28 protein-coding genes are annotated in these 26,972 nt (G+C 73.0%); 9 read left to right on the plus strand and 19 right to left on the minus strand.

Annotated elements, in window-relative coordinates; all coding sequences use genetic code 11:
• Positions 1-699: UDP-3-O-acyl-N-acetylglucosamine deacetylase (locus VF139_03890; GenBank protein ID HEX6850523.1), on the minus strand; the 699-nt coding region annotated here is incomplete at its 3' end.
• Between VF139_03890 and VF139_03895 the strand changes: the two genes are divergently transcribed.
• The 4 genes from VF139_03895 to VF139_03910 are packed head-to-tail and all read left to right on the plus strand — an operon-like array spanning position 649 to position 5,716.
• Positions 649-1,770, plus strand: a complete 1,122-nt coding sequence (locus VF139_03895; protein HEX6850524.1) for a tetratricopeptide repeat protein — start codon at positions 649-651, stop codon at positions 1,768-1,770. The two genes, VF139_03890 and VF139_03895, sit on opposite strands and share 51 nt — an antisense overlap.
• A complete protein-coding gene (locus tag VF139_03900) occupies positions 1,767-2,651 on the plus strand; it encodes a GAF domain-containing protein (protein ID HEX6850525.1) in 885 nt (294 codons plus the stop codon). The genes VF139_03895 and VF139_03900 overlap by 4 nt, the downstream gene beginning before the upstream one ends.
• Positions 2,652-2,657: 6 nt before the next feature.
• Positions 2,658-4,832 (plus strand): lytic transglycosylase domain-containing protein, encoded by a 2,175-nt coding sequence (locus VF139_03905; GenBank protein ID HEX6850526.1) that lies wholly within the window; start codon positions 2,658-2,660, stop codon positions 4,830-4,832.
• Positions 4,829-5,716 (plus strand): MBL fold metallo-hydrolase, encoded by an 888-nt coding sequence (locus VF139_03910; protein HEX6850527.1) that lies wholly within the window; start codon positions 4,829-4,831, stop codon positions 5,714-5,716. The genes VF139_03905 and VF139_03910 overlap by 4 nt, the downstream gene beginning before the upstream one ends.
• Here the strand turns inward: VF139_03910 and VF139_03915 are convergent, their stop codons facing one another.
• From VF139_03915 to hslV, 5 genes are read right to left on the minus strand one after another with little or no spacing between them, the layout of a single operon-like run.
• Positions 5,717-5,965: a PGPGW domain-containing protein gene (locus VF139_03915; protein ID HEX6850528.1), complete on the minus strand. Its 249-nt coding sequence runs from the start codon at positions 5,963-5,965 to the stop codon at positions 5,717-5,719.
• Positions 5,965-6,801 carry a diaminopimelate epimerase gene (gene dapF / locus VF139_03920; protein HEX6850529.1) on the minus strand — a complete coding sequence of 279 codons (837 nt, stop codon included), beginning with the start codon at positions 6,799-6,801 and terminating at the stop codon, positions 5,965-5,967. Before dapF ends, VF139_03915 begins: the two co-directional genes overlap by 1 nt.
• Complete coding sequence (locus VF139_03925) at positions 6,798-7,871, minus strand: hypothetical protein (protein ID HEX6850530.1); 1,074 nt, start codon at positions 7,869-7,871, stop codon at positions 6,798-6,800. Before VF139_03925 ends, dapF begins: the two co-directional genes overlap by 4 nt.
• Positions 7,872-7,873: 2 nt before the next feature.
• Positions 7,874-9,277 (minus strand): ATP-dependent protease ATPase subunit HslU, encoded by a 1,404-nt coding sequence (gene hslU, locus VF139_03930; protein HEX6850531.1) that lies wholly within the window; start codon positions 9,275-9,277, stop codon positions 7,874-7,876.
• A gap of 2 nt (positions 9,278-9,279) precedes the next feature.
• Positions 9,280-9,813, minus strand: a complete 534-nt coding sequence (gene hslV, locus VF139_03935; protein HEX6850532.1) for an ATP-dependent protease subunit HslV — start codon at positions 9,811-9,813, stop codon at positions 9,280-9,282.
• A gap of 74 nt (positions 9,814-9,887) precedes the next feature.
• Here hslV and VF139_03940 point away from each other — a divergent pair, with 74 nt between their 5' ends.
• From VF139_03940 to VF139_03950, 3 genes are all read left to right on the plus strand, one after another.
• Positions 9,888-11,057, plus strand: coding sequence for a hypothetical protein (locus VF139_03940; GenBank protein ID HEX6850533.1), 1,170 nt, complete (start codon positions 9,888-9,890; stop codon positions 11,055-11,057).
• A 43-nt stretch (positions 11,058-11,100) separates the two neighbouring features.
• Entirely contained in the window at positions 11,101-12,702 is a 1,602-nt protein-coding gene (locus tag VF139_03945) for an alpha/beta fold hydrolase (protein ID HEX6850534.1), read from the plus strand.
• A 74-nt stretch (positions 12,703-12,776) separates the two neighbouring features.
• Positions 12,777-13,256 (plus strand): hypothetical protein, encoded by a 480-nt coding sequence (locus VF139_03950; protein HEX6850535.1) that lies wholly within the window; start codon positions 12,777-12,779, stop codon positions 13,254-13,256.
• 236 nt (positions 13,257-13,492) lie between these two features.
• Here the strand turns inward: VF139_03950 and VF139_03955 are convergent, their stop codons facing one another.
• On the minus strand, positions 13,493-14,257 hold the full coding sequence (locus VF139_03955; GenBank protein ID HEX6850536.1) for an HAD hydrolase-like protein: 765 nt from the start codon (positions 14,255-14,257) through the stop codon (positions 13,493-13,495).
• Positions 14,258-14,302: 45 nt separating this feature from the next.
• Between VF139_03955 and VF139_03960 the strand changes: the two genes are divergently transcribed.
• Positions 14,303-15,523, plus strand: a complete 1,221-nt coding sequence (locus VF139_03960) for a hypothetical protein (GenBank protein HEX6850537.1) — start codon at positions 14,303-14,305, stop codon at positions 15,521-15,523.
• Here the strand turns inward: VF139_03960 and VF139_03965 are convergent.
• Positions 15,514-17,622, minus strand: a complete 2,109-nt coding sequence (locus VF139_03965; GenBank protein ID HEX6850538.1) for an acetate--CoA ligase family protein — start codon at positions 17,620-17,622, stop codon at positions 15,514-15,516. The genes VF139_03960 and VF139_03965 overlap by 10 nt on opposite strands.
• A gap of 23 nt (positions 17,623-17,645) precedes the next feature.
• Here VF139_03965 and VF139_03970 point away from each other — a divergent pair, with 23 nt between their 5' ends.
• Positions 17,646-18,527 (plus strand): DUF72 domain-containing protein, encoded by an 882-nt coding sequence (locus VF139_03970; GenBank protein HEX6850539.1) that lies wholly within the window; start codon positions 17,646-17,648, stop codon positions 18,525-18,527.
• On the opposite strand, the gene VF139_03975 is transcribed toward VF139_03970, so the two are convergent.
• The 11 genes from VF139_03975 to def are packed head-to-tail and all read right to left on the minus strand — an operon-like array spanning position 18,524 to position 26,903.
• Positions 18,524-19,660 (minus strand): saccharopine dehydrogenase C-terminal domain-containing protein, encoded by a 1,137-nt coding sequence (locus VF139_03975; protein ID HEX6850540.1) that lies wholly within the window; start codon positions 19,658-19,660, stop codon positions 18,524-18,526. The genes VF139_03970 and VF139_03975 overlap by 4 nt on opposite strands.
• Positions 19,657-20,463: an outer membrane protein assembly factor BamD gene (gene bamD / locus VF139_03980; protein ID HEX6850541.1), complete on the minus strand. Its 807-nt coding sequence runs from the start codon at positions 20,461-20,463 to the stop codon at positions 19,657-19,659. The genes VF139_03975 and bamD overlap by 4 nt, the downstream gene beginning before the upstream one ends.
• Before the next feature lies 1 nt (position 20,464).
• On the minus strand, positions 20,465-20,887 hold the full coding sequence (locus tag VF139_03985; GenBank protein ID HEX6850542.1) for a thioesterase family protein: 423 nt from the start codon (positions 20,885-20,887) through the stop codon (positions 20,465-20,467).
• Positions 20,880-21,563, minus strand: coding sequence for a ribulose-phosphate 3-epimerase (gene rpe, locus VF139_03990; GenBank protein HEX6850543.1), 684 nt, complete (start codon positions 21,561-21,563; stop codon positions 20,880-20,882). Before rpe ends, VF139_03985 begins: the two co-directional genes overlap by 8 nt.
• Before the next feature lie 10 nt (positions 21,564-21,573).
• Positions 21,574-22,320, minus strand: coding sequence for a PASTA domain-containing protein (locus VF139_03995; protein HEX6850544.1), 747 nt, complete (start codon positions 22,318-22,320; stop codon positions 21,574-21,576).
• Between the two features lie 10 nt (positions 22,321-22,330).
• A complete protein-coding gene (locus tag VF139_04000; GenBank protein ID HEX6850545.1) occupies positions 22,331-22,789 on the minus strand; it encodes a TPM domain-containing protein in 459 nt (152 codons plus the stop codon).
• Positions 22,783-23,523 (minus strand): TPM domain-containing protein, encoded by a 741-nt coding sequence (locus VF139_04005; GenBank protein ID HEX6850546.1) that lies wholly within the window; start codon positions 23,521-23,523, stop codon positions 22,783-22,785. The genes VF139_04000 and VF139_04005 overlap by 7 nt, the downstream gene beginning before the upstream one ends.
• Positions 23,524-24,126 (minus strand): LemA family protein, encoded by a 603-nt coding sequence (locus VF139_04010; GenBank protein HEX6850547.1) that lies wholly within the window; start codon positions 24,124-24,126, stop codon positions 23,524-23,526.
• Positions 24,123-25,448, minus strand: a complete 1,326-nt coding sequence (locus tag VF139_04015; protein ID HEX6850548.1) for a transcription antitermination factor NusB — start codon at positions 25,446-25,448, stop codon at positions 24,123-24,125. Before VF139_04015 ends, VF139_04010 begins: the two co-directional genes overlap by 4 nt.
• Positions 25,432-26,397 (minus strand): methionyl-tRNA formyltransferase, encoded by a 966-nt coding sequence (gene fmt, locus VF139_04020; protein ID HEX6850549.1) that lies wholly within the window; start codon positions 26,395-26,397, stop codon positions 25,432-25,434. The genes VF139_04015 and fmt overlap by 17 nt, the downstream gene beginning before the upstream one ends.
• Entirely contained in the window at positions 26,370-26,903 is a 534-nt protein-coding gene (def, locus tag VF139_04025; GenBank protein ID HEX6850550.1) for a peptide deformylase, read from the minus strand. The genes fmt and def overlap by 28 nt, the downstream gene beginning before the upstream one ends.
• Positions 26,904-26,972: the final 69 nt, after the last annotated feature.

Here is a 26,972-nt window from a genome sequence, read left to right on the forward strand (position 1 = left end):
GTCGAAGTCGATCGCGTAGGTGACCCGGTACTCCGCCGCCGGGTGCACCGAGATGGTCTTCTCCTCCTGCGCGACCTCGATCGGTCGGACGATGTGGATGAACAGCCGCTCGACGTCGCACGCGACCGGGCCCGCCCGAAGGAGCGCTTCCACGAAGGGCAGCGACGACCCGTCGAGGATCGGCATCTCCGGACCGTCGAGCTCGATGCGCGCATCGTCGACCTGCAGCGCGTACAGGGCGGCCATGAGGTGCTCGATCGTGCTGACCCGGACGCCGTCGCGCTCGAGCACCGTCGCGTAGAAGCTCGGCCCGGCGTATTCGAGCGTCGCCGGGATCTCGACGCCTCCCGCGTCGACGCGCACGAACACGATTCCGCTCGACGGCTCGGCGGGGAGCACGCGCACGCGGACCTCGCGTCCGGTGTGCAGCGCGATCCCCGACAGGCTCACTGCGCGCGAGATGGTTTGACGCCAGCGCAATCGTCGCTCCGCGCCGGTTCGCGTTGACCCGGCCGACGCGCACATGGTACATAACGGCCGCCGCGGACAACCTCCGCGGAGACGGCCTACCGGCTTGGACGCACCTCCGCCGGTCATGAGGGGTGCGCGCATCGCGAACGCAGGATTCCGAGAGCCTCGAGGACGACCTTGAGCCGATCCGACGAGTTTCCCCGCGAGCGGCGCCGCGCCGGCCGGCATCGTCCGGTGCGCCTCGGGCGCGAGCTCCCCGCGGCGTCGGGGCCCGGCGGGGAGCCCGCCGACTTCCGACTTTTCCAGGAGGAAGCCTCGGCGCGCGCCCACAAGGGCGACCTGGACGGCGCCGTCGCGATGTGGCGGCGCGCCCTCACGGTCGATCCGGAACGCGCGGATGCCTGGTTCGACCTCGGGAACGCCGAAGAGGCCCTCGGTCGGCCCCTCGCCGCGGCGGAGGCGTACCGCCGGTGCGTCGAGCGGGATCCCGGCGCCGTCGAGGCCTGGAACAACCTCGGGAACGCCCTCGTCCACGCCGGCCGGGCCGCCGACGCGGTCGAGGCCTACCGGCGCGCGATCGAGATCCGTCCCGATCGCTGGGAGTGCTGGTACAACCTGGGCCACGCCGAATCCGACCGGAGCGCGTGGGAACGGGCGATCGAAGCCTACCGCCGCGCCCTCGACGCGCGCCCGGACGCGTACCCGGTCTGGTTCAACCTGGCGTTCGCCAGCGCGTCCGCCGGCGACCTCGCGACCGCGGCCGACGCCTACCGGCGCGCCTCCGCGCTCGACCCCGACGATTACGAGGTCTGGTACAACCTCGGCAACGTCTGCCTCGACCTGGGGCAGGTCGCCGAGGCCGCCACGGCGTTCGCGACCGCGCTGTCGCGCCGTGCCGACGACCCCGAGGTCTGGAACAACTACGGGAACGCGCTCGCGCAGTCGGCCCGCCTCGAGGATGCCGGGAAGGCCTACCGTCGAGCCTTGGAACTGCGGGCGCACTACCACCCGGCCTGGAACAACCTCGGGAACGTGCTGGAGGAGTCCGGCGATCTGCCCGGCGCCGAGGAGGCCTACACACGCGCGCTCGAGCTTTCCTTCGACCAGCCGACCTATCATGTGAACCTCGCGTCCCTTCTGGCGCGTCGCGGCGATCGGGACCGGGCCGTGGATCACCTGATCCACGCCGTCGGTCTGGACCCGGCGCTGCGCGAGTGGATTCCGGGGTTCGTCGAGTTCGCGCCGCTCCTCGCGGACGGACGCCTCGCGGCGAGCCTCGGGCCCGGAGGCGAAGTATGAGCGCGTCGTTCCATGCCCTCCCCGCTCTCGAGCGTCACGTCGAGGCGATCGCGCGAGCGCAGACCCCGACGGAGGTCTTCCGTCATCTGCTCGCCGCCACGCCGTGCGGCGCGCCGCGCGCCGCGATCTTCCTGGCCCGCGCCGGCGCGTGGAAGGGGTGGGGCGGAGCGGGGTACCCCGGCTCCGCCGGGCAGTTGCTGCGCTCCGTGTCGGTGCCGGCGCAGGAGGGGTTCCTCGCGGCGACCGCCGCCGAGACTTCCGACGAAGAAGCCTGGCGCGAGGCCGCCGCGGGGGAAGGGGCACCCGGGTTCGGGCAACCCCCCGCCGCGCAGACGATCGGGGTGCCGGTCCGCGTCGGGGGCCGGACCGTCGCGATCCTCGTCGCCGAGCGCGGCTCGGAAGAGGGGCCGTGGCACCCGGAGGCCCTCGCGATCGCGGCGCATGCCGCGCGGCTCCGGCTCGAGGCCGACCTGGCCTGGCGCCGGCTGCGCGCCGGCCACGACCGGGCCGAGCCCCCCGACCGCCCCGTCGAGCGGGCTCCCGAGCCCGAACCCGCCGTGGTCCGTCCCGAGGTCGAAACGGGCCTCGAGATCTCGCCCTGGGCCGAGACGCCGGAACGCCCCGGCCCGGACCCCACGCACGAAGAGTGGCGCCGCTTCGCGAAGCTCGTGGCGACCGACATCCGCCTCTACAACGAGGATCTGGTCCAGCAGGGGCGCGCTCGAGGGGATCTCGCCGCACGCCTCGCCGAGCCGATCCAGCGGGGGCGGGAGTCGTTCTCGCGTCGGTTCCCCGACGCGGGAACCGAGGGCGGGCGCGTGCTTCGCGACGCGTTCGTCCAGGTTCTCGCCGGCGGCGACGCCACCCTCCTCCCCGAGTAGCCGCGCGTGTCCGCGCGAGCCTTCGGCCGCTACGCCGCCGTTGCGGTGATCGGGGCGGCCGTCGTCGTTTCGCTCGGGTGGTGGTGGACCCACCGGCCGATCCGCTGGCGCGACGCCACGCGCCCCCCTGCCCCCGCGGCGGAGGCGCTCGACGCGTTCTCCCGGGGAGATCTCGACCGGGGGCTCGAACGGCTGACCCAGGCGGAGTCCCGGTACGACGCCCCCTTCTGGGAGCCGAAGATCCGCCTCGCGGGAGCCTTCCGCGCGCTCGAGGCCGGACGCGCCGAGCGGGCGCTGGCGTTGCTCGACGGCCGTCGTGACGGCGGCGACGCGCTGGCGCCCTGGATCTCCCTCGCGCGCGCCGAGGCCCTTTTCGCCGCGGGGCGCGACGCCCAGGCGGCGACGGAGGCAGGGAGGGCCGGCATCCCGGGGTTTCCGGAGCTTTCGCGGGCCGCGTCCGTGGAGGCCCGCGCCCTCGAGCGGCTCGGACGGACCGCGGAGGCGCTCCGCCGCCTCGACGCGGTGCCGTCGCTGCGTCTGGATGCGGCGGCGCTCGCCGCGCGGTCGGGGAACGCCGGCGACGCGCGCGCGCGATTCGTCGCGATCGTGCTCGACCCGAAATCGGTCGACGAGGGGGCGCGGGCGCTCGAGGCGCTCGTCGCGCTGGAGCCGCTCCCCGCGGCCCGTCTCGCCGGGGCGACCCCCGCGGCGATCGCGGAGACGGCGAGGCGGTGGACCGCGGCGCGGCGCCCCGGGCCGGCCCTCGATCTGCTGCGAGCCGGCTTTCCGGCGGGAGCGCCGGCATCGGCGCGCCCCCCCGAGCTCGCGCTCGCCGAAGCGGAGGCCTGTTTCGCGCTGGGCCGGCTCGCGGACACGCGCCCCCTCCTCGCCCGGGCGCGCGCCGGCGACGCGGCGACCGTCGACGCCGCGATGTATCTGGCCGCGCGGATCGACCAGGCGCGCGGGCTCGCGCGGGTCTCCGTCGGCGAGCTCGCGGCGCTGGGTCGACGACCGGGACGCTCGAAGGCCAAGCTCGCGGCGCTCGAGGATCTCGCGCAGCTCGCGGAGGGCGCGCCGAACGCCGGCGCGCTCTCCGCCTGGCGCCGTTACCGGGAAGCCGCGGGACCGGAGGCCGACCCGGTCGCGCTGTTGCGCGAGGGATTCGCCGCCTTCGAGCTCGGTCGCCGCGCGGAGGCCGACGCCGCGTTCGCGCGCGTGCTCGCCCTTCGCGACGCGCCCGACGGCGCTCGCGCGGCGGCGACGTATTGGTCGGCCCGACGTGCCGAGCAGTCGGCCCGCGCCCCGGAGGCGCGACGCCTCTACGAAGCGGTCGTCAAGGAGTTTCCGAACCACGTCTACGGGGTCTTCGCCGAGCGGCGCCTGCGCCGGCCGCCTCCCACGGCGTCCGACGCCGAAGCCGAGCCCGCCGCGGCCGAACGGGCGGAGGAAGGAGAGCGGTGGCTGACCGCGGCGCGCCTCCTGCGGCGGCTGTCGATCGGTCCGTGGTCGTCGGCGGCGTTCGGTGCCGCGGCGGACGCCGCGCCGGAGCCGATCGCCCGCGCGATCCGCCTGGAGGCGGCCGACGCCGCGCTCGACCGCGGCCAGGGGGCGGAGGCCCTGCGCTGGATCGGCTCGGCAATGGGCGAGCGCGATCGCGCGCCGGTCGGGTCGATCCCGCGGCGGCACTGGAAGCTGCTCCTCCCGTTCCCCGAGAATTTCGATCTCTCCGGCGCCGCCCGGGTCGCACGGCTCGATCCGGCGTTCGTGGCGGCGGTGGCGCTGGAGGAGAGCGCCTTCGATCCGCGCGCGGTTTCCTCCGCCGGCGCGCGCGGACTGCTGCAGCTCATGCCGGCGACCGGCGCCGAGCTCGCGCGCGCGCTCGGCATCAGGAACTTCACCCCCGAGCGGTTGTTCGACCCGGGGACGAATCTCCGCCTGGGGTCGGCCTACCTCCGGCGCCTGCTCGACCGCTACGGCGCCGCCGCCCCCGCGCTCGCCGCCTACAACGCCGGTCCGGCGCGCTCGGACCGGTGGAGGCTTCCCTCCGACGAGTCGCTCGGGGACCGGTTCACGGAGCGCATCCCGATCCCCGCAACGCGGTTGTACGTCAAGCGGATCCTGGCGAACGAGCGGCTTTACCGTATCGTTTGGGGGTCCCCTCCGGAGGCCCGAACCCGTTGATCGCCAACCTGTGCCTGGCCCTCGCCCTCCCCCTGGTCGTGGAGTCGCTCGCGCCGGGGGTCACCCTCGTGCGCGACCCCGCGGGAACGAACACGCTCGTCGTCGAGCGTTCCGACGGCCTCCTGCTCGTGGACGCACAGGGGACGGTCGAGAAGGGAAAGGCCCTCGCCGTCGCCGTGGCCGCGATCTCCGGGAAGCCGGTGCGGTGGATCGTCCTCACCCAACCGCACGTCGAGTCGTGGGGCGGAGTCTCCGCCTTCCCCGGGGCGGTCCTCGTCGCCTCGCGCGGGGCGCACGACGCGTTCGACGACCCGACGTTCGACCCGGGTGCGGAGTACCGCCTGCGATTCCCGGGCGCGACGACGCCGGAGGTCCCGCCGCGGCCGACCCTGCTGCTGCAGTCGTTTTCCCTCCTCGACGATCCCGAGCGGCCGGTGGAGCTCCTGCCCCTTCCCCGGGCCCATTCCGCGGGCGACCTCGTGGTGCGGCTCCCCAACGAGCGTCTCGTCCACGTCGGCGACCTCGTCGCGCCCGATCGCAATCCCCGCGCGGGGCCGGACGCCCGGATCGCGGGATGGATCACGCAGCTCAGCGAGATCGCGACCGGCGCCCCTGCGATCGTCGTCGCCACGCGCGGTCCGGCCGTCCGCGACGCCGACCTCCGTCGCCAGCGCGAGGCGATCGCGTGGGTCCGGTCGAATGTCGTGCAGGCCTTCGTGGACCTCGTGAAGGTCGCCGACATCCCCGCCCGGCTCGCGTCCCTCCCGGCGTTCGCGACCTTCTTCGACACCGCCGCGACGCCCGCCTTCGCCGGCACCCTCGTCGAACGCGCCGTCGACGAGGCGGTGGAGGAGCGTCGGAAGCGCGGCCTGCCGATCGAGTAGCTAGGGGGAGTCGCCGGGGTGGCGGCGCCGCTCGCGGGCGTCGTGCACCTTCTGCCGGACTTTCCGGCCGATCCCCTTCAACCGTTCGTAGTGGCGGCGTGCGAACTCGCTGTGACTGGAGAGCACCGCGAGCCCCATCAACACGAAGACCCATCCCTGGACGATCGGCACGAACCCCATCGCGGCGCCGAAACCGATCAGGGACAACCCGAGCGTCCAGTCGAACGCCTTGCGCAGGGGGGACGCCATCAGGCCGGAATTCCCCGCGTCGCCTCGGGGGAGAGGGTGGCCTGGAACAACACGCGCGCGTCCCCCTCGAGCGTCGCGCCGAACGGCGCCTCGGTCGGCCCGCGGAACTGCACGCGAAGCGGGATCCCGCTCCACGGAGTGACCCGCACCTCGGGCCCGGCCCCGTCGAGCGTCGCCGCGTAGGCCGCGGCGACCGCACCCGAGCCGCACGACAGGGTCTCCCCTTCCACGCCGCGTTCCCACGTCCGGATGCCGAGGCTGCCGTCGCGCCGCCACGCGACGAAGTCGACGTTGGTCCCTTCGTCGCCGAAGTGCGGATGGCGCCGGAACCGCGGCCCGAGTTGCGCGATCGGCACGTGGACGAGATCGGGAGTCGGGACGACGAAGTGGGGAACCCCCGCGACGACGTGTCGTCCGACGAGATCCACCCCTTCGGCGTGGAGGGTCATCCGGCCGCGGTCGACGGGGGGCGGAAGGTGCACACGCACGCGATCGTCGAGGATCTCCGCGTCGACCTCCCCCACGCGCGTGAGGAGCTTCGCGTCCGCCCCGCACCAGTCGCGCATCCACGCGAAGCGCGCGGCGCAGCGCGTGCCGTTGCCGCAGAACGCCTCGCCGCCGTCCGGGTTGTGGAAGCGCACGAGCACGCGACGGTTCTCCGCGGGACCGACGACGAGCACGCCGTCGGCGCCGACGGAGACCCCGCGCCGGCACACGGCGCGCACCCAGGCCTCGAACTCCCCGATCCGGGCGGCCTCCTCGGCCTCGAGCACGACGAAGTCGTTTCCGGCCCCGGACATCTTGGTGAAACGCACGAAGCGATCGGGGGCGATCACGGCATCCTCCCGGGGTGGAGCGGGTCGTCGACGATCCCGACCTCCACGATCTCGCTCGGAGCGCTCTCGTTGGGCGGGGTCGTGCGGTCGACGGCGGTCACGCGGTACGCGATGCGTTCCCCCACGCGCACCTCGCGGTCGAGCAGGGAAGGCTCGAGGACCGGATCGGGCCCGACGCGCCGCCACTCCCCCCCGTTCGTACGCGCGAAGACGCGGTAGCCGCGGAGGTCGCGCTCGGCGCCGGGATTCCAGAACAGGCGGACCGCGGCCCCCTCTTGCACCGCCACGAGCCCCGTCGGAGCGGCCGGCGGGAAACGATCCTCGGCGGCCACGCGGACCTCCGCGGTCGCGGCCGATTCACGCCGCGGAACGCCGTCCGCGAGCACCCGGCGGACGCGGTAGCGGTACGCGGTCCCCGGCACGACGGCCGCATCGAGATATCGCGTCCCGGTGACGGGCTGCAGGTGCACCGGGGCCTCGTCGTACGCGCCGTCGCCGACGGCGCGGTAGACGTTGTAGCGCCCCTCCTGGGTCGCGTCGGCCCACTCCAGCCGGATCCCTTCCGCCGTCGGCTCCGCCGCGAGGTCGGTCGGGGCGGAGTCGACCGCCTCGAAGCGCAGATCCGCGGCCGCGACGAGCGCGGAGGGGCGCCCCCGGCGGTCGCGGACGCGGACCGCGTAGCGCAGCGTCCAGCCCGACGCGCCCCCTTCGAGCTCGGAAAGGACCGGGTCGCGCACGAAACGCCGCGCGCCGGAATCGAGCGGATCCCCTTCGACCCGGGCGATGACCTCGCCGCGCACGCGGAAGAGCACCGGGTCGGGCGAAGGCTGGAGCCCCGGCGCGAACGGCACGCGGAGGATCTCCGCGAGCACGGGGGCCTGCGACGGCGCCTCGCCGCGCGGCGCGGGGACGGTGAAGGCGATCTCCACGTCCGCCCCGATCTGGCGCGCCACGACGCCGCCGGCGGGGAGCGGACCTCTCGGCGCCGGCGGCTTCGGCGCGCCGGCCTTGCCGCACGACGCCGCGGCGACGGCCAGGGCGAGGGCGAACGCGGCGACAGGCGGTCGCATCTTCAGAGGATGAAGCGGGAGAGGTCGGCGTCGGCGGCGAGGTCCCGGACCCGCGCCTCGACGTACGCCCGGTCCACGACGACCGTCGTCCCCGCGAGGGCGTCGGCCTCGAAGGAGACCTCGTCGAGGACCCGCTCGAGAAGCGTGTGGAGTCGGCGCGCCCCGATGTTCTCCGTCCGCCGGTTCACCTCCTCGGCGAACGCGGCGATCGCCTCGATCCCCTCGTCGGTGAAGACGAGGGACACCCCCTCCGTCGCGAGCAGCTCGACGTACTGGCGGGTGAGGGCGTTCTCGGGCTCGCGAAGGATGCGCACGAGATCCTCCCTCCCGAGGACGTCGAGCTCCACGCGGATCGGGAACCGCCCCTGCATCTCGGGGATCAGGTCGGAGGGTCGGCTCACGTGGAAGGCGCCGGCGGCGATGAAGAGGATGTGGTCCGTGCGCACGGTGCCGTGCTTCGTGTTGACGATCGTCCCCTCGACGATCGGGAGCAGGTCGCGCTGGACTCCCTCGCGCGAGACGTCGGGGCCCTGCGCTCCCTCGCGGCCGGCGACCTTGTCGATCTCGTCGATGAAGAGAATGCCCGACTCCTCGACGCGCGCGAGGGCCTCGCGGGCGATCCGATCGGGGTCGAGGAGCTTGTCCTCCTCCTCCCGGGCGAGGGTCTCGCGCGCCTCGCGGACCGTGAGCTTGCGCAGGCGTTTTTGCCCCTGGAAGAGCCCCGGCATCATCTCGCGCAGATTGAGGTCGACTTCCTCCATCCCCGCCGGGGTGAACATGCGGAAGGCCGCGCCGCCGCCGGCGACCGTCTCGAGCTCCACGACCCGCTCCTCGAGCTCCCCGGCCTCGAGCTGGCGCCGCAGCGTCTCGCGGCTCTGCTCCCAGCGCGCCTGCTCGTCGGCCTCGCGGGCCGCCGCGAGGGAGTCGGCCGCGCGCGGCGCCGCGGGGCGCGGCGGGAGCAGGAGGTCGAGGATGCGCCGCTCGGCCGCGACCCGGGCGGGCTCGCGCACCTGCTCGCGCCGCTCGTGGCGCACGAGCTCGACGCCGATCTCGACGAGGTCGCGCACCATCGACTCGACGTCCCGTCCCACGTAACCGACCTCGGTGAACTTCGAGGCCTCCACCTTGAGGAACGGGGCCCCCGCCAGTCGCGCGAGGCGCCGCGCGATCTCGGTCTTGCCGACGCCGGTCGGCCCGATCATGAGGATGTTCTTCGGCGTGACGTCGTCGGCGAGCGACTTCGGGAGCTTGCGGCGGCGCGCGCGGTTGCGCAGCGCGATCGCCACGGCGCGTTTGGCCTTCGCCTGACCCACGATGTGGCGATCGAGCTCCGCGACGATCCGGCGCGGCGTCCAGTCTCCCGCGTCGGAGCGGGCCTCGACCTTGCCGGGCATGTAGAAGACCACGGTCACAGCTCCTCGACGGTCAGCGTGTCGTTCGTGTAGACGTCGGTGGAGGCCGCGACCCGCATCGCCTCGACCGCGATCGACTTCGCGTCGAGCGCCGTGTGCGCCACGAGCGCCCGCGCCGCGGCCACGGCGGCGGTCGAGCCGGAGCCGATTCCGAGGATCCCGTCGTCGGGCTCGATCAGGTCGCCGGTCCCGGAGAGAAGGAAGCTGCGCCGCGCGTCGGCGACCACGAGCATCGCCTCCAGGCGACGGAGGACGCGGTCGGTGCGCCAGTCGCGCACGAGCTCCACGGCGGCGCGCTCGATCTGGCCCGGGTGCGCGGCGAGCTTCTCCTCGAAGCGGCTGAGCAGCGCGAACGCGTCGGCCGCGCCCCCGGCGAACCCCGCCAGCACCGCGCCGTCCCCGACGCGACGGACCTTCCGCGCCCCGTGCTTGACGATGGTGCGGTCGAGCGTGACCTGGCCGTCCCCGGCCATCGCGACGCGGCCGTCGCGGCGGACGCAGAGAATGGTGGTACTGCGGATCTCCGGCAGGCGGCTCACCGTTCCTCCGAACTCGCAGTGTACCAGTCGGACCCCCGGTGTAGATTCCGTGCCCGGGAGGGCCCGTGCCGCCGCGTCAGCTCAATCTCCGGTCCCGTGCCTTCGTCGCGTGCGTGCTGGCCGGCGGGGCCGTCTCGTTCGTCGCCCTGCTCGTCGCGTGGGATCCGACGGCCGCTCCGGGCTGGCCGGTCCTGGTCTTCGGACCGCTCGCCTGCGCCTCGGTGACGGCGACCTCGTGGTACCGCGGCTCGACGCCGAGCGCGACCGCCTTCCAGCTCGGCACCGCGTTCGTCTTCGCCCTCTTCCTGATCTCGGGCCCCGCCCCCGCGGCGCTCGTCGCCGGAGTGATGAGCGCGATCGACTGGGCGCGCTGGCGCCGGTCGCCCGTCGTCGGCCTGTTCAACCTCGGCCAGCTTTTCCTGAGCGCGGGAGCGGGAGCGGTCGTGCAACTCGCGACGGGCGGCCACACCGTCGGGTCCGGCGCGGCCGGGATCCTCGCGTTCTCCGCGGTGAACCACGCGCTGACCCACCTCGTCGTCAGCCTGTCGGCGGGCCGCCCGGTGTCGTCGAAGCCGGCCGTGCTCGGCGACGGATTGCGGGCGGAGATCCTGTGCGTGGCGTGCGGGATCGTGATGGGCCTGCTCTGGCGGACGAACCCGTGGCACGCCGTCGTCGGCGCAGTCCCGCTCGTCGCCTACGCCGGCGCTCTTCGCGAGCTCGCGAGGCGCAAGGAGACCCTCGACCGACGGGTGCGGGAAATCCGCGCGCTCGAGGATCTCGCCGCATCCCTCGATCAAAGCCCCGGAGCCGGGATCCCCGCCGTCGTCGCCCGCGATGCGGCGCGGGCCTTCGAGGCCTCGGGGGCCCTCCTCGCCGCGCTCGAGGACGACGGGAACGGACTTCGCGTCCTCGCGGCCTCCGGCCTCTGCGCCTCGGCGCCGCCCTCGCTTCGGATCTCGCGCCTCGCCGACGGGTTCTTCGAGACGCGGACGGTGCGTCGGATCGACGACTTCCGGCACGAGGGGGCCCTGTACCCCGAGTTGTCGTTCCTCGGAGCCGACTTCGCCGGGGGCGCGCTCGCGGCACCGGTTCGCGTGGGGCCCCGCGCCGACGGCCTGCTGCTGGTCGTGCACGGCCCCGAACGCCGGGCCTTCGACGACGACGACGTGCGCTGCATGGCGCTGTTCGTTCGCGTCGTCGAGCCCCACCTGCGGAGCGCCGACCCGGCCCCTTGAACTGTATACATTTCTGTATACAATCCACCCGAGGAGGTTCCCCATGCTCTCCGCCCTGGGTCTGTCCCTCATCCTCGCCGCCTCGGGCGCCCCGGCCCCGGAAGTCTTCGAGATCCTCGTCGCGGGCCGCTCGCTCGGCGAGGAGACGGTCACCCGGGAGAGCGCCGCGGACGGCGCCGTCCTGAAGAGCACGGTCGCCCTGAGCTCGCCGAGGGGACGCCTGGAGTTCCATCAGCGACTCCGGCTGTCCGCGAACGGCCGCGAACCCGTCGACTACGCCCTCGAGGTCGCCATTCCCGGCGCGACGCAAGAGCTCCGCGCCAAGCGGACGGAGACCGGGTGGACGATCGAGGCCGGTCCCGTCGGCGCCCCGACGATGACGCGCGCGCACCCGGTGCAGGGCGCGGCGTTCCTGCTCGACAACAACCTGGCGTCGCACCTCGACCTCATCGCGCGCGCCGCGACCCTCGAGCCGGGGGCCTCGATCCCGGCATCGTTCGTCGTCCCGCAGGCCGCCGCGGTGATCCCCGGAACGCTCTCGCGCCTCGAGGACGTCGCGGACCTGCGCCGCCTCGTCGTCGAGATGGCGAGCGTCCGGATCGAGATCGACGCCCGAGCGTCGGACGGCGCGCTGGTCGAGGCCCGTGTGCCTCTGCAGCACGCCATCTACCGTCGCAAGGACGCCCCGCCGCGTCCGGCGGAGGACGTTCCGGTCGCCGACGCACGCGAGCGCGACGTCGTGCTCTCCACGCCGGAGGGAGACCTGGCGGCGACGCTCACGATCCCGAAGGGAGCGGGTCCCTTCCCCGCCGCGGTGTTCCTCGCGGGCTCCGGCGCCCAGGACCGCGACGAGCGGATCGGCCCCAACACCCCGCTTCGCGACCTCGCCCGCGCGCTCGCCGATCGCGGGGTCGCCTCCTACCGCTTCGACAAGGCGACGACGTCCGCGTCGGTGATGGCGAAACGCTCGGTCACCGTCCGCGCGGAGTACGACGACGACGCCGCCCGCGCGATCGACGCGCTGCGCGCCGTGCCGGGAATCGACCCCGCCCGCGTGTTCGTGCTCGGCCACTCCCTCGGCGCCGTCGTAGCGCCGCGCATCGCGCGCGAGGCCGGGTCCGAGGTCGCGGGGGCGGTCCTGCTCGCCGCCTCGGGACGGCCGATCGACGCGCTGGTCGTCGAGCAGGTGCGCCACCAGGCCGGGCTCGCCGGGCAGGACGCCGACGCCGTCGTCGCGCCGATCGCCGCGAAGCTCAAGGAGATCCGCGAGGGCGGAGGGACCGAACCGTTCCTGGGCGCGCCTCCGTCGTATTGGCGCGAGGTGATGGCCCTCGACGTCGCCGCGGACCTCAAGACGCTCGGCAGACCCGCGCTCGTCCTGCAGGGGGACAACGACGTGCAGATCCACGTGGAGCGCGACTTCGGCCTGATCCGCAAGACGGTCGGCGAGGACGGCGGAAGGGTGACCTATCGGGCGTTCGCGGGGCTCAATCACCTGTTCATGAAATACGACGGGACCTCCACCGGAGCCGAGTACGGCGCGAAGGGGACCGTCGCCCCCGAGGTCGCCGATGCGATCGCGTCCTGGATCGCCGGACTTCCGTCCCCCGCAAAGGACGCCCCGAAGGCCGGTGCGCCGAAATAACGCGCCGTTCCGCGCAACCCGCGGCTGGCAAGGATCTCGCTGTAGGTCGGGGCCGTCCAAGAAGGAGGCCCACGATGAACACGAACCGCATCCTCGCCGTCGCTTTCGCCGGTCTCGCCACCCTCGCCCTCGCCGCGACCGACGCGTCGGCCGGTTCGAAGCACGGCCGTCACAAGGGTCACGGTCACGGCCACGGCCGCGGACACGACCGCGTCGTCAAGGAACGCGTCGTCTACTCGCCGGGGCACGCCTTCACGGTCCCGCATCGCATGGCGTATCGCGAGGCGCGGCACTACGACCACTACACGCACCGGCGCCACTGGGATCCGTACCGCCGCGCGTACGTCGTCACGTACCACTTCCCCGTCGTCGTGCGCGGCGCCGTCGTCTACCGTCCCTTCTCGTATTGCGACGGCGTGCTCGTCGACGCCTACCCCGGCTTCGCTCCGGCCCCGTACGGTTATGACGACGACGTGTACTACCGCTACGACGACCGCGTGAACGGCTACGTCTCGTTCCGCGCGCCGAACGTAAGCGTCGGCATCGGCTTCTGACCCCGGGCTCCTCGACGCCGGGCGCCGCCCCCTCCTCCGCGGCGCCCGGCGTCTCCTTTTTCCCTCAGATTCTCGACAGCGCGAAGGCGACCCGCGTCTCCCGCCCGTCCTCGAGAAGCGCGTAGACGAGACGGAGTCCGCTCCGGAGATCGAGAGCGGGATTCCCGGGTCGCCGGCGAGCCCGACCGCTCGCGCCCACGACGCGTCCAGGACGCGCAGCGGCGCGCCGTCGCGACTCACGGCTCCAGGACTCCGACGGAATCCACCAGGAGATCGGGCCGGAGGCCCGAGGCCTCGATCCGTTCCTCGCGGAACGCCGCCCCGCGGACGACCGCCACCCGGCACCCCGCGTCCCGCGCTCCGACCCCGTCGTTGTCGACGCTGTCCCCGACGACGAGAACCTCGGCCGGGGCGAGACCGAGCTCGCCGACGGCGAGGCGGAAGAACGCGGGGGACGGTTTCCCGACCACCTCCGCCTCGACGCCCGCGGCGAACTCCAGCGCGGCGACGAACCCTCCCGCGTCGAGGACCGGGCCCTTCGCCGAGGACGGGAACCAGTAACGGTTCCGGTGAAGCGCGAGAAGCCGCCCTCCCGCGTGCAGCGCCCGGAACGCCGCGTCGAGCCTTTCGAAGGTGAAGCCGGCGCCGAGGTCGCCGATCACGACCCACGCCGCATCCTCCCCCGCCTCGGCGACGCCTTCGAAGTCGCGTCGCGCCCCGTCGGGGACGAGCAGCATCGCGCGAGGATCCCCCGACTCGACGATGCGCCTGCGCGCGAGCGCCGCGGGGAGGACGACGTCGGCGGCGGCGACCTCGAGACCCACTCGGCGTAGGGCGTCGGCGATCTCGGCGCGCGACCGCCGCGTGTTGTTGGTCGCGACGCGGAAGGGAAGTGCGGCAGACCGCAGGCGATCGAGGAAGGCGCCGGCGCCGGGGGCGGCGAGCTCGCCGTCGAGCAGCGTCCCGTCGAGATCGACGAGGACGCCGCGGATGCCGGCCACCCAGGTCAAGCGCGTCCCTCCGAAGGAGCATCGTACAATCCGGGCATGATCCGATCCGGCCTCCTGGCGCTGCTCCCCGTTCTCGCAACGGCCGCAGACGCTTCCGATCTCGAGGATCCGACGCGATGGCGGAAGTACTCCTTCGGCTCGCTGTGGGTCGTGACGGACGCTTCCGAGTCCACCACACGGGAGCTCGGGCGACAGCTGGCGACCTTCAGGGCGGTCCTCGAGGACACCTCGACGTACCTCCGCTTCGACAAGGTGGCCACGACGCACATCGTGGCCTTCCGGGATGCGAACGACCTCCCTACGCCGACGACGAGGGCCGCTCGCGATCGCGACTGGCGCGGCTTCCACATTGGTTCCAACTACCCGGGGTTCGAGACGTTCATCCTCACCACGACCAGCGCCGCGCAGCCGGTGGAATCCACCCGTCGGTTCAAGTCCTTTCAGCCGCCTTCCGTCGCCGTGATTCACGAATACGTCCACCACGTCCTCGCGGCGTCCTTCCCGTCACTTCCGTTATGGCTCAACGAAGGGCTGGCGACGTTCTACTCGACGTACTGGGCCGAGCGCGGCATCGCCGAGATCGGAAGGCCGGATGCGGACGTGCTCGCGGCGGTGCGCGCGATCGAGCCCGTTCCGATGGCCGACTTCTTCGGGCTGCGCGAACTCGGGTCGGCCGGCATCCGGAGCGAGGCGCTTTACGCGCAGTCCTGGGCCATCGTCCATTACGTGCTTCGCGGCAACCCGCAGCGCGGCGAGCAGTTCGGGAGGTTCCTCTACCTTCTGCGACAGGGGCGCGCCCAGGCCGAGGCGTGGATGGAGGCCTTCGGCGTCCCGCCCGACACGGTTCGTGACGAGGCCTATCGCTACGTTCGCCGGGGATCGTTCGCCGTGCGGCGATACGACCTGTCCGTCCTGCGATGGGCGCCGCTGGGAGCGCCGCAGCCGCTCGTCCCCGGCGAGCTGCTCGGCATGCTCGCCAAGGTCCGTTTGCGTCTCGAAGATCTCGACGGCGCCGAGGCGCGCGCCGTCGTCGCGCTCGCGGCCGACCCCGCACAGTCCAGGGCGCTCCAGGCGCTGGCGGAGATCCGGTCCCGGCGGGGCGCCGCCGATGAGGCCGTCGAGCTCGGCGTGCGCGCGCTGCGCGCGTCCCGCGGGGACCGTCCCCAGGAGCTCGAGGCTTCGGTGTTCCTCGACTCACTCGGGCAAGGGAAACTCGCCCGGCAGGTCCTGGACGAGCCCGTCCCCCCTCAACCCTGAAGCGCGATCCTCGCGTCCACCACGAACGAGCGGTCCGCGCGGTCGGTGACGATCAGCGGGTTCAGGTCCATCTCGGCGATCTCGTCCCCCAGGTCGGCGACGAGCTGGGACAGGCGCAGCAGGGCGTCCTCGAGGAGGCCGATCGCGACCGGCTTCTCGCCGCGCGCCCCCGCGAGGAGCGGATACCCCTTCACCCCTTCGATCATCGAGCGCGCCTGGACGTCGTTGATCGGGTGGATGCGCACCGTGACGTCCTTCATGACCTCGACGAAGATCCCGCCCAGGCCGAACATCAGCAGCGGGCCGAACTGCGGATCGCGGCTCATCCCGAGGATCACCTCGCGCCCGCCCTTGACCATCGGCTGCACCGTGGCCTTCACCTTCGGGTCGAGCTTCCTGAGGCGCGTCGTCAGGTCGCGGAACGCCTGCGCCACCTCGTCGGCGTTGCGCAGGTCCACCTTCACGCCTCCCACGTCGGTCTTGTGCGAGATCGCCTCGGACTCGGCCTTCAGGACGACCGGGTAGCCGAACCCCGTCGCCGCCTCGATCGCCTCGGCGCCGGTGTTGCACGAGCGCTGCGGCACGACCGGGAAGCCGTAGGCCTCGAGGATCGCGCGGACCTCGGCGGGCTTGAGCATCGTCCGCTTGGCGCGGCGCGCGGAGGCGACGACCTTCCGCGCACGCTCGGCTTCGACCTTGAAGCGCACCTCCTTGCCGTGCGGCCGGTCGCGCAGCACGCGGTAGCGGCACATCGCCGCCATCGCCGCCGCGGCCTCCTCCGGGAAGCGGTACACGGGGACGCGGCGACGGCGCAGCTCCGCCGTCCCTTCCTCCGAGCGCATCTTCCCCATGAACACGGAGAGGATCGGCTTCTTTCCGTCCGAGGCCTCGGCGATCGCGCGGGCGACCTCGAAGGCGTCGATCGTGATCGGGGAGACGAAGATCGCGATGACCCCGTCGACGTTCGGGTCCTTGGTCACCGCGTCGAGGACCGCGCGGTACTTGTCCCCGGTCGCCGAGGCGATCATGTCGACCGGGTTGGACGCCGACGCCTCCGGCGGGAGGACCTTCAGCACCTTCTTCCGGGTCGAGGGCGCGAGCTCGGCGAGCTGCAGCCCGGCCCCGATCAAGGCGTCGGTGCAGAGGATCCCCGGGCCGCCGGCGTTGGTGACGATCGCGATGCGGTCCCCGCGCGGGATCGGCTGGTTCGCGAACGCCTCGGCGAGGACGAACAGGTCCACCATCGAATCGACGCGCAGGACCCCGCACTGCTCGAGGAGCGACTCCGTCGCGATGTCGAGCCCCACGATCGAGCCGGTGTGCGAGGACGCCGCGCGGGCCCCCGCCGCCGTGCGCCCCGCCTTCACCGTGATGATCGGTTTCCGGCGGGTGATGCGCCGCGCGAGCTGGGTGAACTTCCGCGGGTTCCCGAAGGACTCCAGGTACATGAGGATCACGTCGACCCCGGCGTTGTGCTCCCAGTACTCGAGGAGGTCGTTGCCGGAGATGTCGGTCTTGTTCCCCATCGAGACGAACTGCGCGACGCCGATCCCGCGTTCGGCCGCGTCCGCGAGGATCGCCTCCCCGAGCGCTCCCGACTGCGAGATGAACCCGACGTTCCCGCGGCGGGGGACCGAGGCGGCGAAGGTCGCGTTGAGGCGTACGTCGGGCTCGGTGTTGATCACCCCCATGCAGTTGGGGCCGACCATCCGCATCCCGTATTTCTTCAGCTTCGCCTTGAGCTTGGCCTCGATCTCGGCGCCGACCCCTCCCACCTCGCGGAATCCCGCGGTGATCGTGACCAGGCCCCGCACCCCCTTCTTCCCGCACGCGTCCACGACCGAGAGGACCTGGTCTCGCGGCACCACGACGATCGCGAGGTCGACGTCCCCGGGGATCGCGTCGATCGACGGGTAACACTTCATCGAGTTCACGACCGGGGAGGTGGCGTTCACGGGAAACACCGGCCCCGTGTATTCGAACTCGACGAGGTTGCGCAGGATCTCCCGCCCGATCGTGTGCCGGCGGCGCGACGCGCCGACGACGGCGACGGAGCGGGGACGGAAGATGGAATCGAGGGGGTGTTGGGCTCGCTTCATCGGCGGGTTAAGGTAGCACCGGCATGGGCGCCTCGGGACTCGTCCGGATCGGCGTGGCCGGCTGGGATTACCCCGACTGGAGCGGGCTCGTGTACCCCCACGGCGCGGGGCGCGGGTTCGACCGGCTCGGCTGGCTCGCCCGCTTCGTCGACACCGTCGAGATCAACGCGACCTTCTACCGCCCCTGCACCGCCAAGGTCGCGGCGACGTGGGTGCGCCGCGTCGCCCACGCGCGCGGTTTCCGGTTCGCCGCCAAGGCCCATCGCTCGTGGACCCACGACGCCGCCGACACCTTCGACGTCGCGCCCACCCTCGAGGGGCTGACCCCGCTTCGGGAGGCGGGGCTCCTCGGCGCGCTCCTCGTGCAGTTCCCGCAGTCGTTCCACCGGAGCGAAGGGGCGCAGGAGCGGATCGGCCGGATCCTCGACCGCGTCGAGGGGTGGCCGGTGGTCCTCGAGTTCCGCCACGCCTCGTGGGACGACGACTTCGCCGCCGCCTGGGTCCGCGACCGCGGCGCGGCGTGGTGCGTCGTCGACCAGCCGCAGATCGGTCGATCGACGGCGGCCCCGACCGCGCGCGTGACCTCCCGCCTGGCCTATTTTCGTCTGCACGGCCGCAACGCCGGGAACTGGTTCCGCGAGGACGCGGGTCGGGACGCCCGGTACGACTACCTGTACTCGGAGGAGGAGCTGGGTCCTTTGGCCGACGCGGCGGCCGCGATGGCGGTGCGCGCCGCCGAGGTCTACGTGATCCAGAACAACCACTTCCGGGGGCAGGCGGTCGTCAACGCGCTGCAGATGAAGCAGCGGTTGCAGGGCGTCCGTCCCGTCGCGCCGGGCTCGCTCGCGGCGGCCTACCCGGAGCTCGCCGCGATCGCGGCGCCGGAGCCCGGAAGGTTGATCTAAAGGACCTCGTTCCGACGCTCGACCGCGACCCCGCGCCGCTTCAGCTCCGAGAGCATGCGCTCGGCGACCGCACCCTCGTGGGCGAGGAGCTCGGGAGGGTGGACTCCGGGGGCGGTCCAGACCTTCTCCGCCAGCAGGCGCGCGACGATCGCGCACGGGAACCCCGTCGTGCGGGCCATCGAGGTCGCCCGGGACACGGGATCGGTGCGGTCGTACAGGTCCCAGGTGTCGCGCACCCCCGTTCCCCGGCGGCGCCCCTCGACGACCACGCGGAGGACGGTGAACTCGTCGTCCCCCGGAGGCAACGTCCACGCGTCGAGCAGGAGGCGCTCGGTCAACGCGCGCGGGCGGACCGACACGCCGCCGAACTCGACCGGCTCGTCGGAGAGGAACCCGGTGTCGCGGATCATCCGCATGCGCTCGGCGTGGCCGGGCCAGCGCAGCGTCTTCTCCTTCAGGTTCGGGGCGGAGACGGTGCGCAGCAGCGTGCGCAGGCCGTCCGTGTTGAACGCCTCGAGCGTCCCCGCCCGCGGGAGATCGACGAGCTCGATCTCCGAGAGCGCCGGGCGGACGACCTCGACGCCGTGTTCGCGGAACCGCGACGGGCGCGTGTACTCCTCGAGGACGTCCGTCAGCGAGAAAACGAGGCGGTACTCGTAGGGCCACACGCGGCGGACCGGAAGGCCGCCGACGAGGATGAGGACCGCATCGACCGCGTCCATCTCGGCGACCGACTTCCCGACGAACAGGTTCGAGAGCCCCGGCGCGACGCCGCAGTCGACGATCACCGGCACCCCCGCCTTGCGGGCTTCGTCGTTCAGCTCGAACGGGTCCTCCGGCGAGAACGAGATGTCCGCGAGGGGGACGCCCGCACGGATGACCTCCCGCAGCACCGAGGTCCCCATGAACCCCGGAACGGCGACCGCCGCGACGTCGGCGCCCTCCACCGCGGCACGCACCCCCGCGGCGGTCGAGAGGTCGCACCGGCGCGTCGCGATGCCTTCGACGCCGTCGAGCGTCCCGAGGGCCGCGTCGCGCGCGTCGCAGGCGAGGACCTCGAGCCCCTCCGCGGCGAGGTCGCGCGCGATCAAACCTCCGACGAGGCCCGCCCCGAGCACCGCCGCGCGGCTCATCGCTTCGCCCTCTCCTCCGATTTCACCGGCGCGCCGTTCTCCGCGAGCAGCGACTTCGCCTCCTTGGCGAATTCGCTCTGCGGGTAGTCGGCGAGCAGGCGGTCGAGCCAGGACTTCCCTTCCGAGACGCTCTCCCCGAGGAGCAGCGCCTTCCCCATGTGGAAGTAGAGCTTCTCGCGGTGCTCGTAGTGGGGGTAGGTCTCCATCAGGCCGCGGAAGCGTTCCCCGGCGGCGCGGTACTTCCGCTTCTGCAGGTAGAACCGCCCCACGAGGAACTCGTGCTCGGCGAGGTTGGTCTCCGCGCGGACCAGCGCTTCCTTCGCGGCGGGGGCGAAGGACGATTCCGGGAACCGGCGCACGACGTCGCGCAGGTCCGCGATGGCGATCGTCGTGTCGCTCTGGTCCCGCGACGGATTCGCCGCCTGGCGCAGCGAGCAGACCCCGGCCTGGAACTGGGCGTACGGCGCGAGCGGGTGATCGCCGTAGAGGGTCACGAAGTCGAGATACTTCGATCGCGCCTCGATCAGCGAAAGGTCGTCGCCGAGGTAGAACGTGGCGTCGGCCAGGAGCAGGCGGACGAGCGGCTCGAGGGTCTGGCGGTCGTCCCCCGTGAACTGGATCTTCTCGAGGATCGTGCGGGCCTTCCGGAGGTTGCGTCTTTCGAACTCGGCGCGCGCCGCCTGGTACAGCGACGACGAGGTGAGGAACTGCGCCTCCCGCTCCTTGCGCTCGCGGCGTTTCGCGGCGCAGCCGGGGAGGAACAGGAGCCCCGCGACGAGCGCGGCGACGACGGCGCGCCGCATCTCAGGCCCCCTCGCCGGCCAGGCGCCGGCGCAGCGTCTCGGGGAGGCGGATCGGACGGCCGTCCCGCCCCACCGACGCGTGAACGGTGAAACCGGTCGAGACGGTTTCGCCCGTCTCCCGGGCCACGTGATACTCGAATCGCACGCGAACCCCTTTCACGGAAACCAGCCGGGTCGTGATCCGGAGCGTCTCATCGTAGCGCGCCGGCGAAACGTAGGCGGCCCCCGCCTCGACGACCGGGAAGAACACGCCTTCGCCGTCCTCGAGCTCCCCGTAGGCGCTCCCGGCCTCGCGCATCAACTCGGTCCGACCGAGCTCGAACCAGACGAAGTGATGGGTGTGGTGCGCGACCCCCATGCGGTCGGTCTCGGGGTACCGCACGCGCGTCGTCGTGACCGAGGTCCGCACGGACGGCTCAGGCATGCCGCCCCTGCTCCGCGAGGACGGCGAGGCGGCGCACGAACGCCTGCGTCGCCGCGCGGGGATCCCCCGTCCCGAAGACGGCGTTCCCGGCGACGATCATGTCGACGCCCGTCGCGGCGACCGCGTCGAGATTCGTGAGATCGACGCCGCCGTCGATCTCGATCCGGGTCGACAGCCCTTCGCGGTCGATCCAGGCGCGAAGGCGTCGCGCCTTCTCGAGGACGGCGGGAATCAGCTTCTGGCCGCCGAACCCGGGGTTCACCGACATCAGCAGCACGAAATCGACCGCCGGCAGGATCTCCTCGATCGCGGCGAGCGGCGTCGCCGGGTTGAGCACGACCCCCGCCTTGACCTTGAGGGCCTGGATCGCGCGCACGGTCCGGTGCAGGTGGCGCGCGGCCTCGACGTGCACCGAGATCATGTCCGCCCCCGCGGCGGCGAAGGCCTCGAGATACCGGTCGGGGTCGGCGATCATCAGGTGGCAGTCGACGGGCAGCTGCGTGACCTTGCGAACCGCCGCGGCCACGAGCGGGCCGATCGTGATGTTGGGGACGAAGTGCCCGTCCATGACGTCGACGTGGACGAGCCCCGCCCCGCCGGCCTCGATCTCCTTGATCTCGGCCCCCAGCCGCGCGAAGTCCGCGCTCAGGATCGAAGGTGCGACGACCGCGCCCATGTTCTCCCCCCTACCGTGCCAGCGTGAGTTCGACGACACCCCTCGCCGACACCGGAGCGCCGGCGGCGGGGAGTTGTCCGACGATGGTCCCCGAATCCCGCCCCGAGCCGTCGACCCGCCGCAACGCGCCGCGCCGCAGTCCGCTCCACCGGAGCCACGTCTCCACGTCGTCGAGACGGCGACCGGAGAGGTCGGGCATCACCCACCGCACCGGCACCGGGCCGTCGGAGACCAGGCGATGCACCCGCGTTCCCGACGATGCGGGACCGCCCGCGGGGGGAACCTGCGCCAGCACCGCGCCGACGGGGGCGGCCCGCCGAAACGCGTGCGACTCCACCCCGGGCTCGAGGCCGAGCTGTCGCAGGCGGATCTCCACCTCCCGTGCCGGCTGGCCGACGAGGTCGGGAACCACGAGCCGCTCGGATCCGAGGCTGCGCACGACCCGCACCCGACGCCCGCGCGCGACCTCGGCTCCCGCCGCGGGGTCCTGCTCGGCGACCGTTCCGGGATCGGCGTCGGGGTCGTTGCGCTCCTCGACGACCTCGAGCTCGAGGCCGGCCTCGCGTGCGAGGCGCTGCGCATCCTCGACGGAGACTCCCGCGAGATCGGGGACGGCGACGACCTCGACGTCGGGACCGAATTGGAGGGCGACCCAGAATCCCGCGACGCCGCACGCCGCCGCCAGCGCGGCGAGCGCCACCGCGCGCGCCGCGAGGCGCAGGGCGCCTCTCCGGGCCGCCGGTTTCGGCTCGCTCATGGCCGCCGCATTATAGGGGCCCTCCGTACGAGACGCGGTCGGCGAGCTCGTTCCGGTCGTCCCCCGCGCGGGGGAAGCTCCGCGAAAGCTCGGCTCCGATCGCCTCGACGGTCTCGATCAGGCCGTCGGCCGCGCGACCGGCGCGCAGTCGATCGGCGAGCGCGTCGCGAAGCGCGTCCCAGAACGCGGCTCCCACCTTCTCGTGGATCCCCTTGTCCCCGACGATCGCGAATCGGCGATCGTCGACCGCGAGAAAGACCAGCACGCCGTTGCGCGCGGCCGTGTGGGTCATGCCGAGCCGCTCGAAGATCGTCGCGGCGGCCGCGAGCGGGTCCCCCTTGCAGCGCCCCTGGACGTGCACGCGGATCTCCCCCGAGGTCCTGCGCTCGGCGGCGCGGATCGCCGCCACCACGCGCCGCTCGTCGTCCGGGGAAAGCAGTCTCCGCTCGGGCCGGTCGAACATCACCATGACCCCGACGCCCCTCCTCCCCCCGACATCCCGCCGCCGCCCGAGAACCCGCCGAAACCCCCGCCCCCGCCGCCGGAAAACCCGCCGAAGCCCCCGCCCTGGAACGGTCCGCCCCAGTAGATCCGGCGCCGGCCCCGACCGGAGTAGCCGGCGCTCGCCCGCACGAGGATCGTGATCACCAGGGCGACCAGGAAGAACACTCCGAGCAGGGTGAGCAGCGGCGCGCGTGCCGGTCGATTGCGGGACGCGCCCCCCGTGTACGCCCCGCGGGTGGCCGCGACGAGCGCCTCCGCCGTCGCCGCGATCGCGCCCTCGGGGTCGTTGGCCCTCAGGCGGGGGAGCAGCTCGCGCTGCGCGATCCTGGCGCACGTCGCGTCGGTGAGCCGGTCCTCGAGGCCGTAACCGACCTCGATCCGCCACTTCCGGTCGCGCAGGTACAGCGCGACCAGGACTCCGTTGTCCTTCCCGGCCTGACCGAGCTTCCAGCGTTCGAAGATCCGGTTGGTGAGGTCGTCGACGTCCTCGCCGTCGAGGGTCTGGAAGAACGCGAAGGCGATCTGGGTCGACGAGGAGGCCTCGAAGTCGGTGAGCTTGCGCTCCACGCGCGCCCGGGCGGCGGGAGCGAGCATCCCCACGTAGTCGCTCACCCGCCCCTGCGGGCGCTCCGGGATGTCGAAGGCGATCGCGGCGGTCGCCGCGGTCGCCACGAGCGCGGCGGCGAACGCGGCACGCAACTAGAACTTCACCTGGGGAGCCTTCTCGGCCCCCGAGTCGGACTCGAAGAACGCCTTCGCGCCGAAGCCGAAGAGGCCGGCGACGAGCGAGCCGGGAAAGACCCGGATCGCCGCGTTGTAGGTGCCGACGGCCTCGTTGAATCGGCGCCGCTCGACGTTGATGCGGTTCTCGGTTCCCTCGATCTGCTCCTGGAGGGTGCCGAAGTTCGCCGTCGCCTTGAGCTCGGGGTACGCCTCGACGGTGGCGATGAGGCGCGACAACGCGCTGCCGAGCGCTCCCTGGACCTGCTGGAACTCGCGGAACTTCGCCGGGTCGTTGACGATCTCCGGGCTCAGGACGATCTGGGTCGCGCGGGCGCGCGCGGCGACGACCGCGTCGAGGGTCGAGCGCTCGAAGTTGGCGGCGCCCTTGACCGTCTCGACGAGGTTCGGGATGAGATCGAGGCGACGCTGGTAGGCGCTCTCCACCTGCGACCAGGACTGCGCCACCGCGACGTCCTGGCGGACGATCCGGTTGTACGCCGCGATCCCCCAGCCGAGGACGGCGATGACGACGACGGCGAAGACGAGCCCGAACACCCCGCAACCCAGGACGCGTTTCATGGTGCGACCCTCCGATCGGCGATCGATTCTATTCGTGCGGCGAAGAACCCGTCCATGCCGTCGAGGTCGGGGGAGGTGTGCAGGTACCCTTCCTCCCCGACGAGCGCGCGCGCGGGCTCCGGGAGGAACGGCCGCGCGTCCGCCCGCCGGAACGCCGGGTGCGACGCGAGGAACGTCTCCACGACCGATGCGCCCTCCTCCGGCTCCATCGAGCAGACGGCATAAACGATCGCGCCGCCGGGGCGGACCAGTCCCGCCGCGGCCGCGAGCAGACGCTGCTGGCGCTCCGCGATCGCCGGCAGGTCCTCGAGGCGAAGGCGCCAACGGATCTCCGGGTGGCGGCGCATCGTTCCGGTTCCGCTGCACGGCGCGTCGACGAGCACGACGTCGAATCCCGCACGCAGCGGGGGCGCGGTCATGTCCGCGGCGACGGCCGCGACGTTTCCGAGGCGGCAGCGCGCGACGTTGCGCGCAAGGCGCCGCAGCCGTCCGGCGTGCCGGTCGGCGGCGACGACGAACCCGGTTTCCCCGACCGCGTCGGCGAGGGCGAGCGTTTTTCCTCCGGGGGCGGCGCACGCGTCGAGCACTCGGGCTCCGGCCCCGACTCCGGCGAGCGCGGGCACGAGTTGCGAGCCCTCGTCCTGCATCCAGAAGGTCCCGGCGGCGAAACCGGGGGTCGCCGTGGGGCGCCCCGACACGACGTGGAGGGCCCCCGGCGCGAACGTCCCCGGACGGGACTCGATCCCGTCCAGACGCGGATCGATCCCGTGGCGCACGCGCAGCACCGTCGCGGCCGGGAGGTTGTCCGCCTCCACGATCGCGCGCGCGCGGTCCCAGCCCACGCGCTGCACCAGGCGTCGCGTCCACCACGCGGGATGCGAGGCGTACAGCGCGAGGGCGTCGGCGTCCCCGCGCGCCGGCTCGGGGGGGAGCAGGGCCGCCCCACGCCGCGCGATCTGGCGGAGGACGCCGTTGGCGAATCCCGCCGCCGCCTTGCGCCCCGCCGCGCGGACGAGATCGACCGACGTCGTGACGGCGGCGAAGTCCGGGACGCGATCGAGGTGGAGCAGCGCGTACGCACCCAGGCGCAGCGCGATCAGGACCTCGAGGTCGACCTCCCCGAGGGGGCGCGAGGAGACCCGCGCGATCGCGTGATCGAGTGCGGCCCGGCGGCGCAGCACTCCGAGGACCAGCTCGTGCAGGAGAGCCGCGTCGCGCGGGTCGGCGAAGCGGCCCTCGCGTTCCTCGAGCAGGATTCCGGCGAATGCGCGGGCCGCCTCGACCCGCCGCAGGACGTCGAACGCCTCAAGCCGGGGGTTCAAGCCTCGCTCCGAGCGCGAGCCGGCGGCCACGAAGGGCCGCGGCCGCCGTCATCCCCCGCGAGCCGTCGGGCTGCACCTCCCGGAGCTCCAGGCGCGTGCCGCCGGCACAGGCGACGATCACGCCGTCGTCGCTCGCCTCGACGAGGGTCCCGGGGGGCCGGTCGCTCCGTCCCGGAATCGGAAGGGCGTCGATCAGCCGGATCCGACGCCCGGAGACCGATGCCCAGACCCCGGGCCAGGGGTCGAACGCCCGGATCCGCGCGTCGATCTCCGCCGCGGTCCACGCGGGGTCGAACCCGCCGTCCGCGCGCGTGAGGATCGGCGCGTAGGTCGCCCGCGACGCGTCCTGCGGCAGCGGCGGGAGGGACGCCGACGCGAGGCCGGCGAGCGTCGTCGCGAGGAGATCGGCGCCCGCCCGCGCGAGTCGGGCGAGAAGCGCCGGGGCCCGCTCGCGCGGCTCGATGGCGACGGGGGCCTGGAGGTAGAGATCCCCCGCGTCGAGCTCCGTCGCGATCCGCATCGTCGTCACGCCGGTCGTCGACTCCCGGCGGGCGATCGCCCACTGCACCGGCGCCGCTCCCCGGTACGCCGGGAGGAGCGAGAAGTGCACGTTGACCGCGCCGAGCGGCGCGGCGGCGAGGACCGGGTCCGGAAGGATGCGGCCGTACGCGACCACGACGAGGACGTCGGGGCGGGGCGCGGCGATCGACTCGAGGAACGCCGCGTCCCGGACGCGGGGCGGTTGCGCGACCGGAAGCCCGTGCTCGAGGGCGAATCGCTTCACGGGCGGGGGTTGCGGCGACGACGAGCGCCCGGCGGGGCGGTCGGGCTGGGTCACGACGAGCGGCACGTCGTGGCCGAGGTCGAGCAGACGCGCGAGGGTCGGAACCGCCACCTCGGGGGTCCCGAGGAAGACGACCCTCAACGCGCGCTGACCGCGGCGATCCACTCGCCGTTCTTGATCCGTTTCCTGATCTGCCGCTTGACGAGCTCCCGCTTGAGCGGGGAGACGTTCTGGAGGAACGTCCGCCCCTCGAGGTGCTCGATCTCGTGCTGCATCGCGCGGGCGAGCAGGCCGTCGGCGTCCACCCGGAAGGTCCGCCCCTCGAGGTCGCGCGCCTCCACGACGGCGCGGTACGGGCGCTCCACGTCGAGCGCGATGTCGGGGAAGGACAGGCACCCCTCCTCCGCGACGTCGATCCCGGCCGTTTCGACCAGCTGCGGGTTGACGAAGACCTTCAGCTCGCCGGGTTTCTCCCCCACGCTGAGGTCGACGATGCACACCCGCAGCCCGGAGCCGACCTGGTTCGCGGCGAGGCCGATTCCGGGGGCGGCGTACATCGTCTCGACCATGTCGCGGACGAGCGTGCGCACCTCGTCGTCGATCTTCCCCACCTCGCGGGTGGGGGTGAGCAGGACGGGATCGGGGTAGAGGATGATGGGGCGCAGGGCCATCCGAAGGGCTCTCCAGGGTCTCGCGAGGGACGGTAGCACAGCGGCTCCATGTCCTGAGGCAGGGACGGT

The sequence above is a fragment of the Candidatus Polarisedimenticolaceae bacterium genome (genome assembly GCA_036376135.1).
Lineage (GTDB): Bacteria > Acidobacteriota > Polarisedimenticolia > Polarisedimenticolales > DASRJG01 > DASVAW01.

Coding starts and splice junctions, on each gene's coding strand:
- VF139_03900 (HEX6850525.1), top strand. CDS start 1,767: ATGAGCGCGTCGTTCCATGCCCTCCCCGCTCTCGAGCGTCACGTCGAG.
- VF139_03915 (HEX6850528.1), bottom strand. CDS start 5,965: ATGGCGTCCCCCCTGCGCAAGGCGTTCGACTGGACGCTCGGGTTGTCC.
- VF139_03925 (HEX6850530.1), bottom strand. CDS start 7,871: ATGCGACCGCCTGTCGCCGCGTTCGCCCTCGCCCTGGCCGTCGCCGCG.
- VF139_03945 (HEX6850534.1), top strand. CDS start 11,101: ATGCTCTCCGCCCTGGGTCTGTCCCTCATCCTCGCCGCCTCGGGCGCC.
- VF139_03950 (HEX6850535.1), top strand. CDS start 12,777: ATGAACACGAACCGCATCCTCGCCGTCGCTTTCGCCGGTCTCGCCACC.
- VF139_03960 (HEX6850537.1), top strand. CDS start 14,303: ATGATCCGATCCGGCCTCCTGGCGCTGCTCCCCGTTCTCGCAACGGCC.
- VF139_03965 (HEX6850538.1), bottom strand. CDS start 17,622: ATGAAGCGAGCCCAACACCCCCTCGATTCCATCTTCCGTCCCCGCTCC.
- VF139_03970 (HEX6850539.1), top strand. CDS start 17,646: ATGGGCGCCTCGGGACTCGTCCGGATCGGCGTGGCCGGCTGGGATTAC.
- VF139_03975 (HEX6850540.1), bottom strand. CDS start 19,660: ATGAGCCGCGCGGCGGTGCTCGGGGCGGGCCTCGTCGGAGGTTTGATC.
- bamD (HEX6850541.1), bottom strand. CDS start 20,463: ATGCGGCGCGCCGTCGTCGCCGCGCTCGTCGCGGGGCTCCTGTTCCTC.
- VF139_03985 (HEX6850542.1), bottom strand. CDS start 20,887: ATGCCTGAGCCGTCCGTGCGGACCTCGGTCACGACGACGCGCGTGCGG.
- rpe (HEX6850543.1), bottom strand. CDS start 21,563: ATGGGCGCGGTCGTCGCACCTTCGATCCTGAGCGCGGACTTCGCGCGG.
- VF139_03995 (HEX6850544.1), bottom strand. CDS start 22,320: ATGAGCGAGCCGAAACCGGCGGCCCGGAGAGGCGCCCTGCGCCTCGCG.
- VF139_04000 (HEX6850545.1), bottom strand. CDS start 22,789: ATGGTGATGTTCGACCGGCCCGAGCGGAGACTGCTTTCCCCGGACGAC.
- VF139_04010 (HEX6850547.1), bottom strand. CDS start 24,126: ATGAAACGCGTCCTGGGTTGCGGGGTGTTCGGGCTCGTCTTCGCCGTC.
- def (HEX6850550.1), bottom strand. CDS start 26,903: ATGGCCCTGCGCCCCATCATCCTCTACCCCGATCCCGTCCTGCTCACC.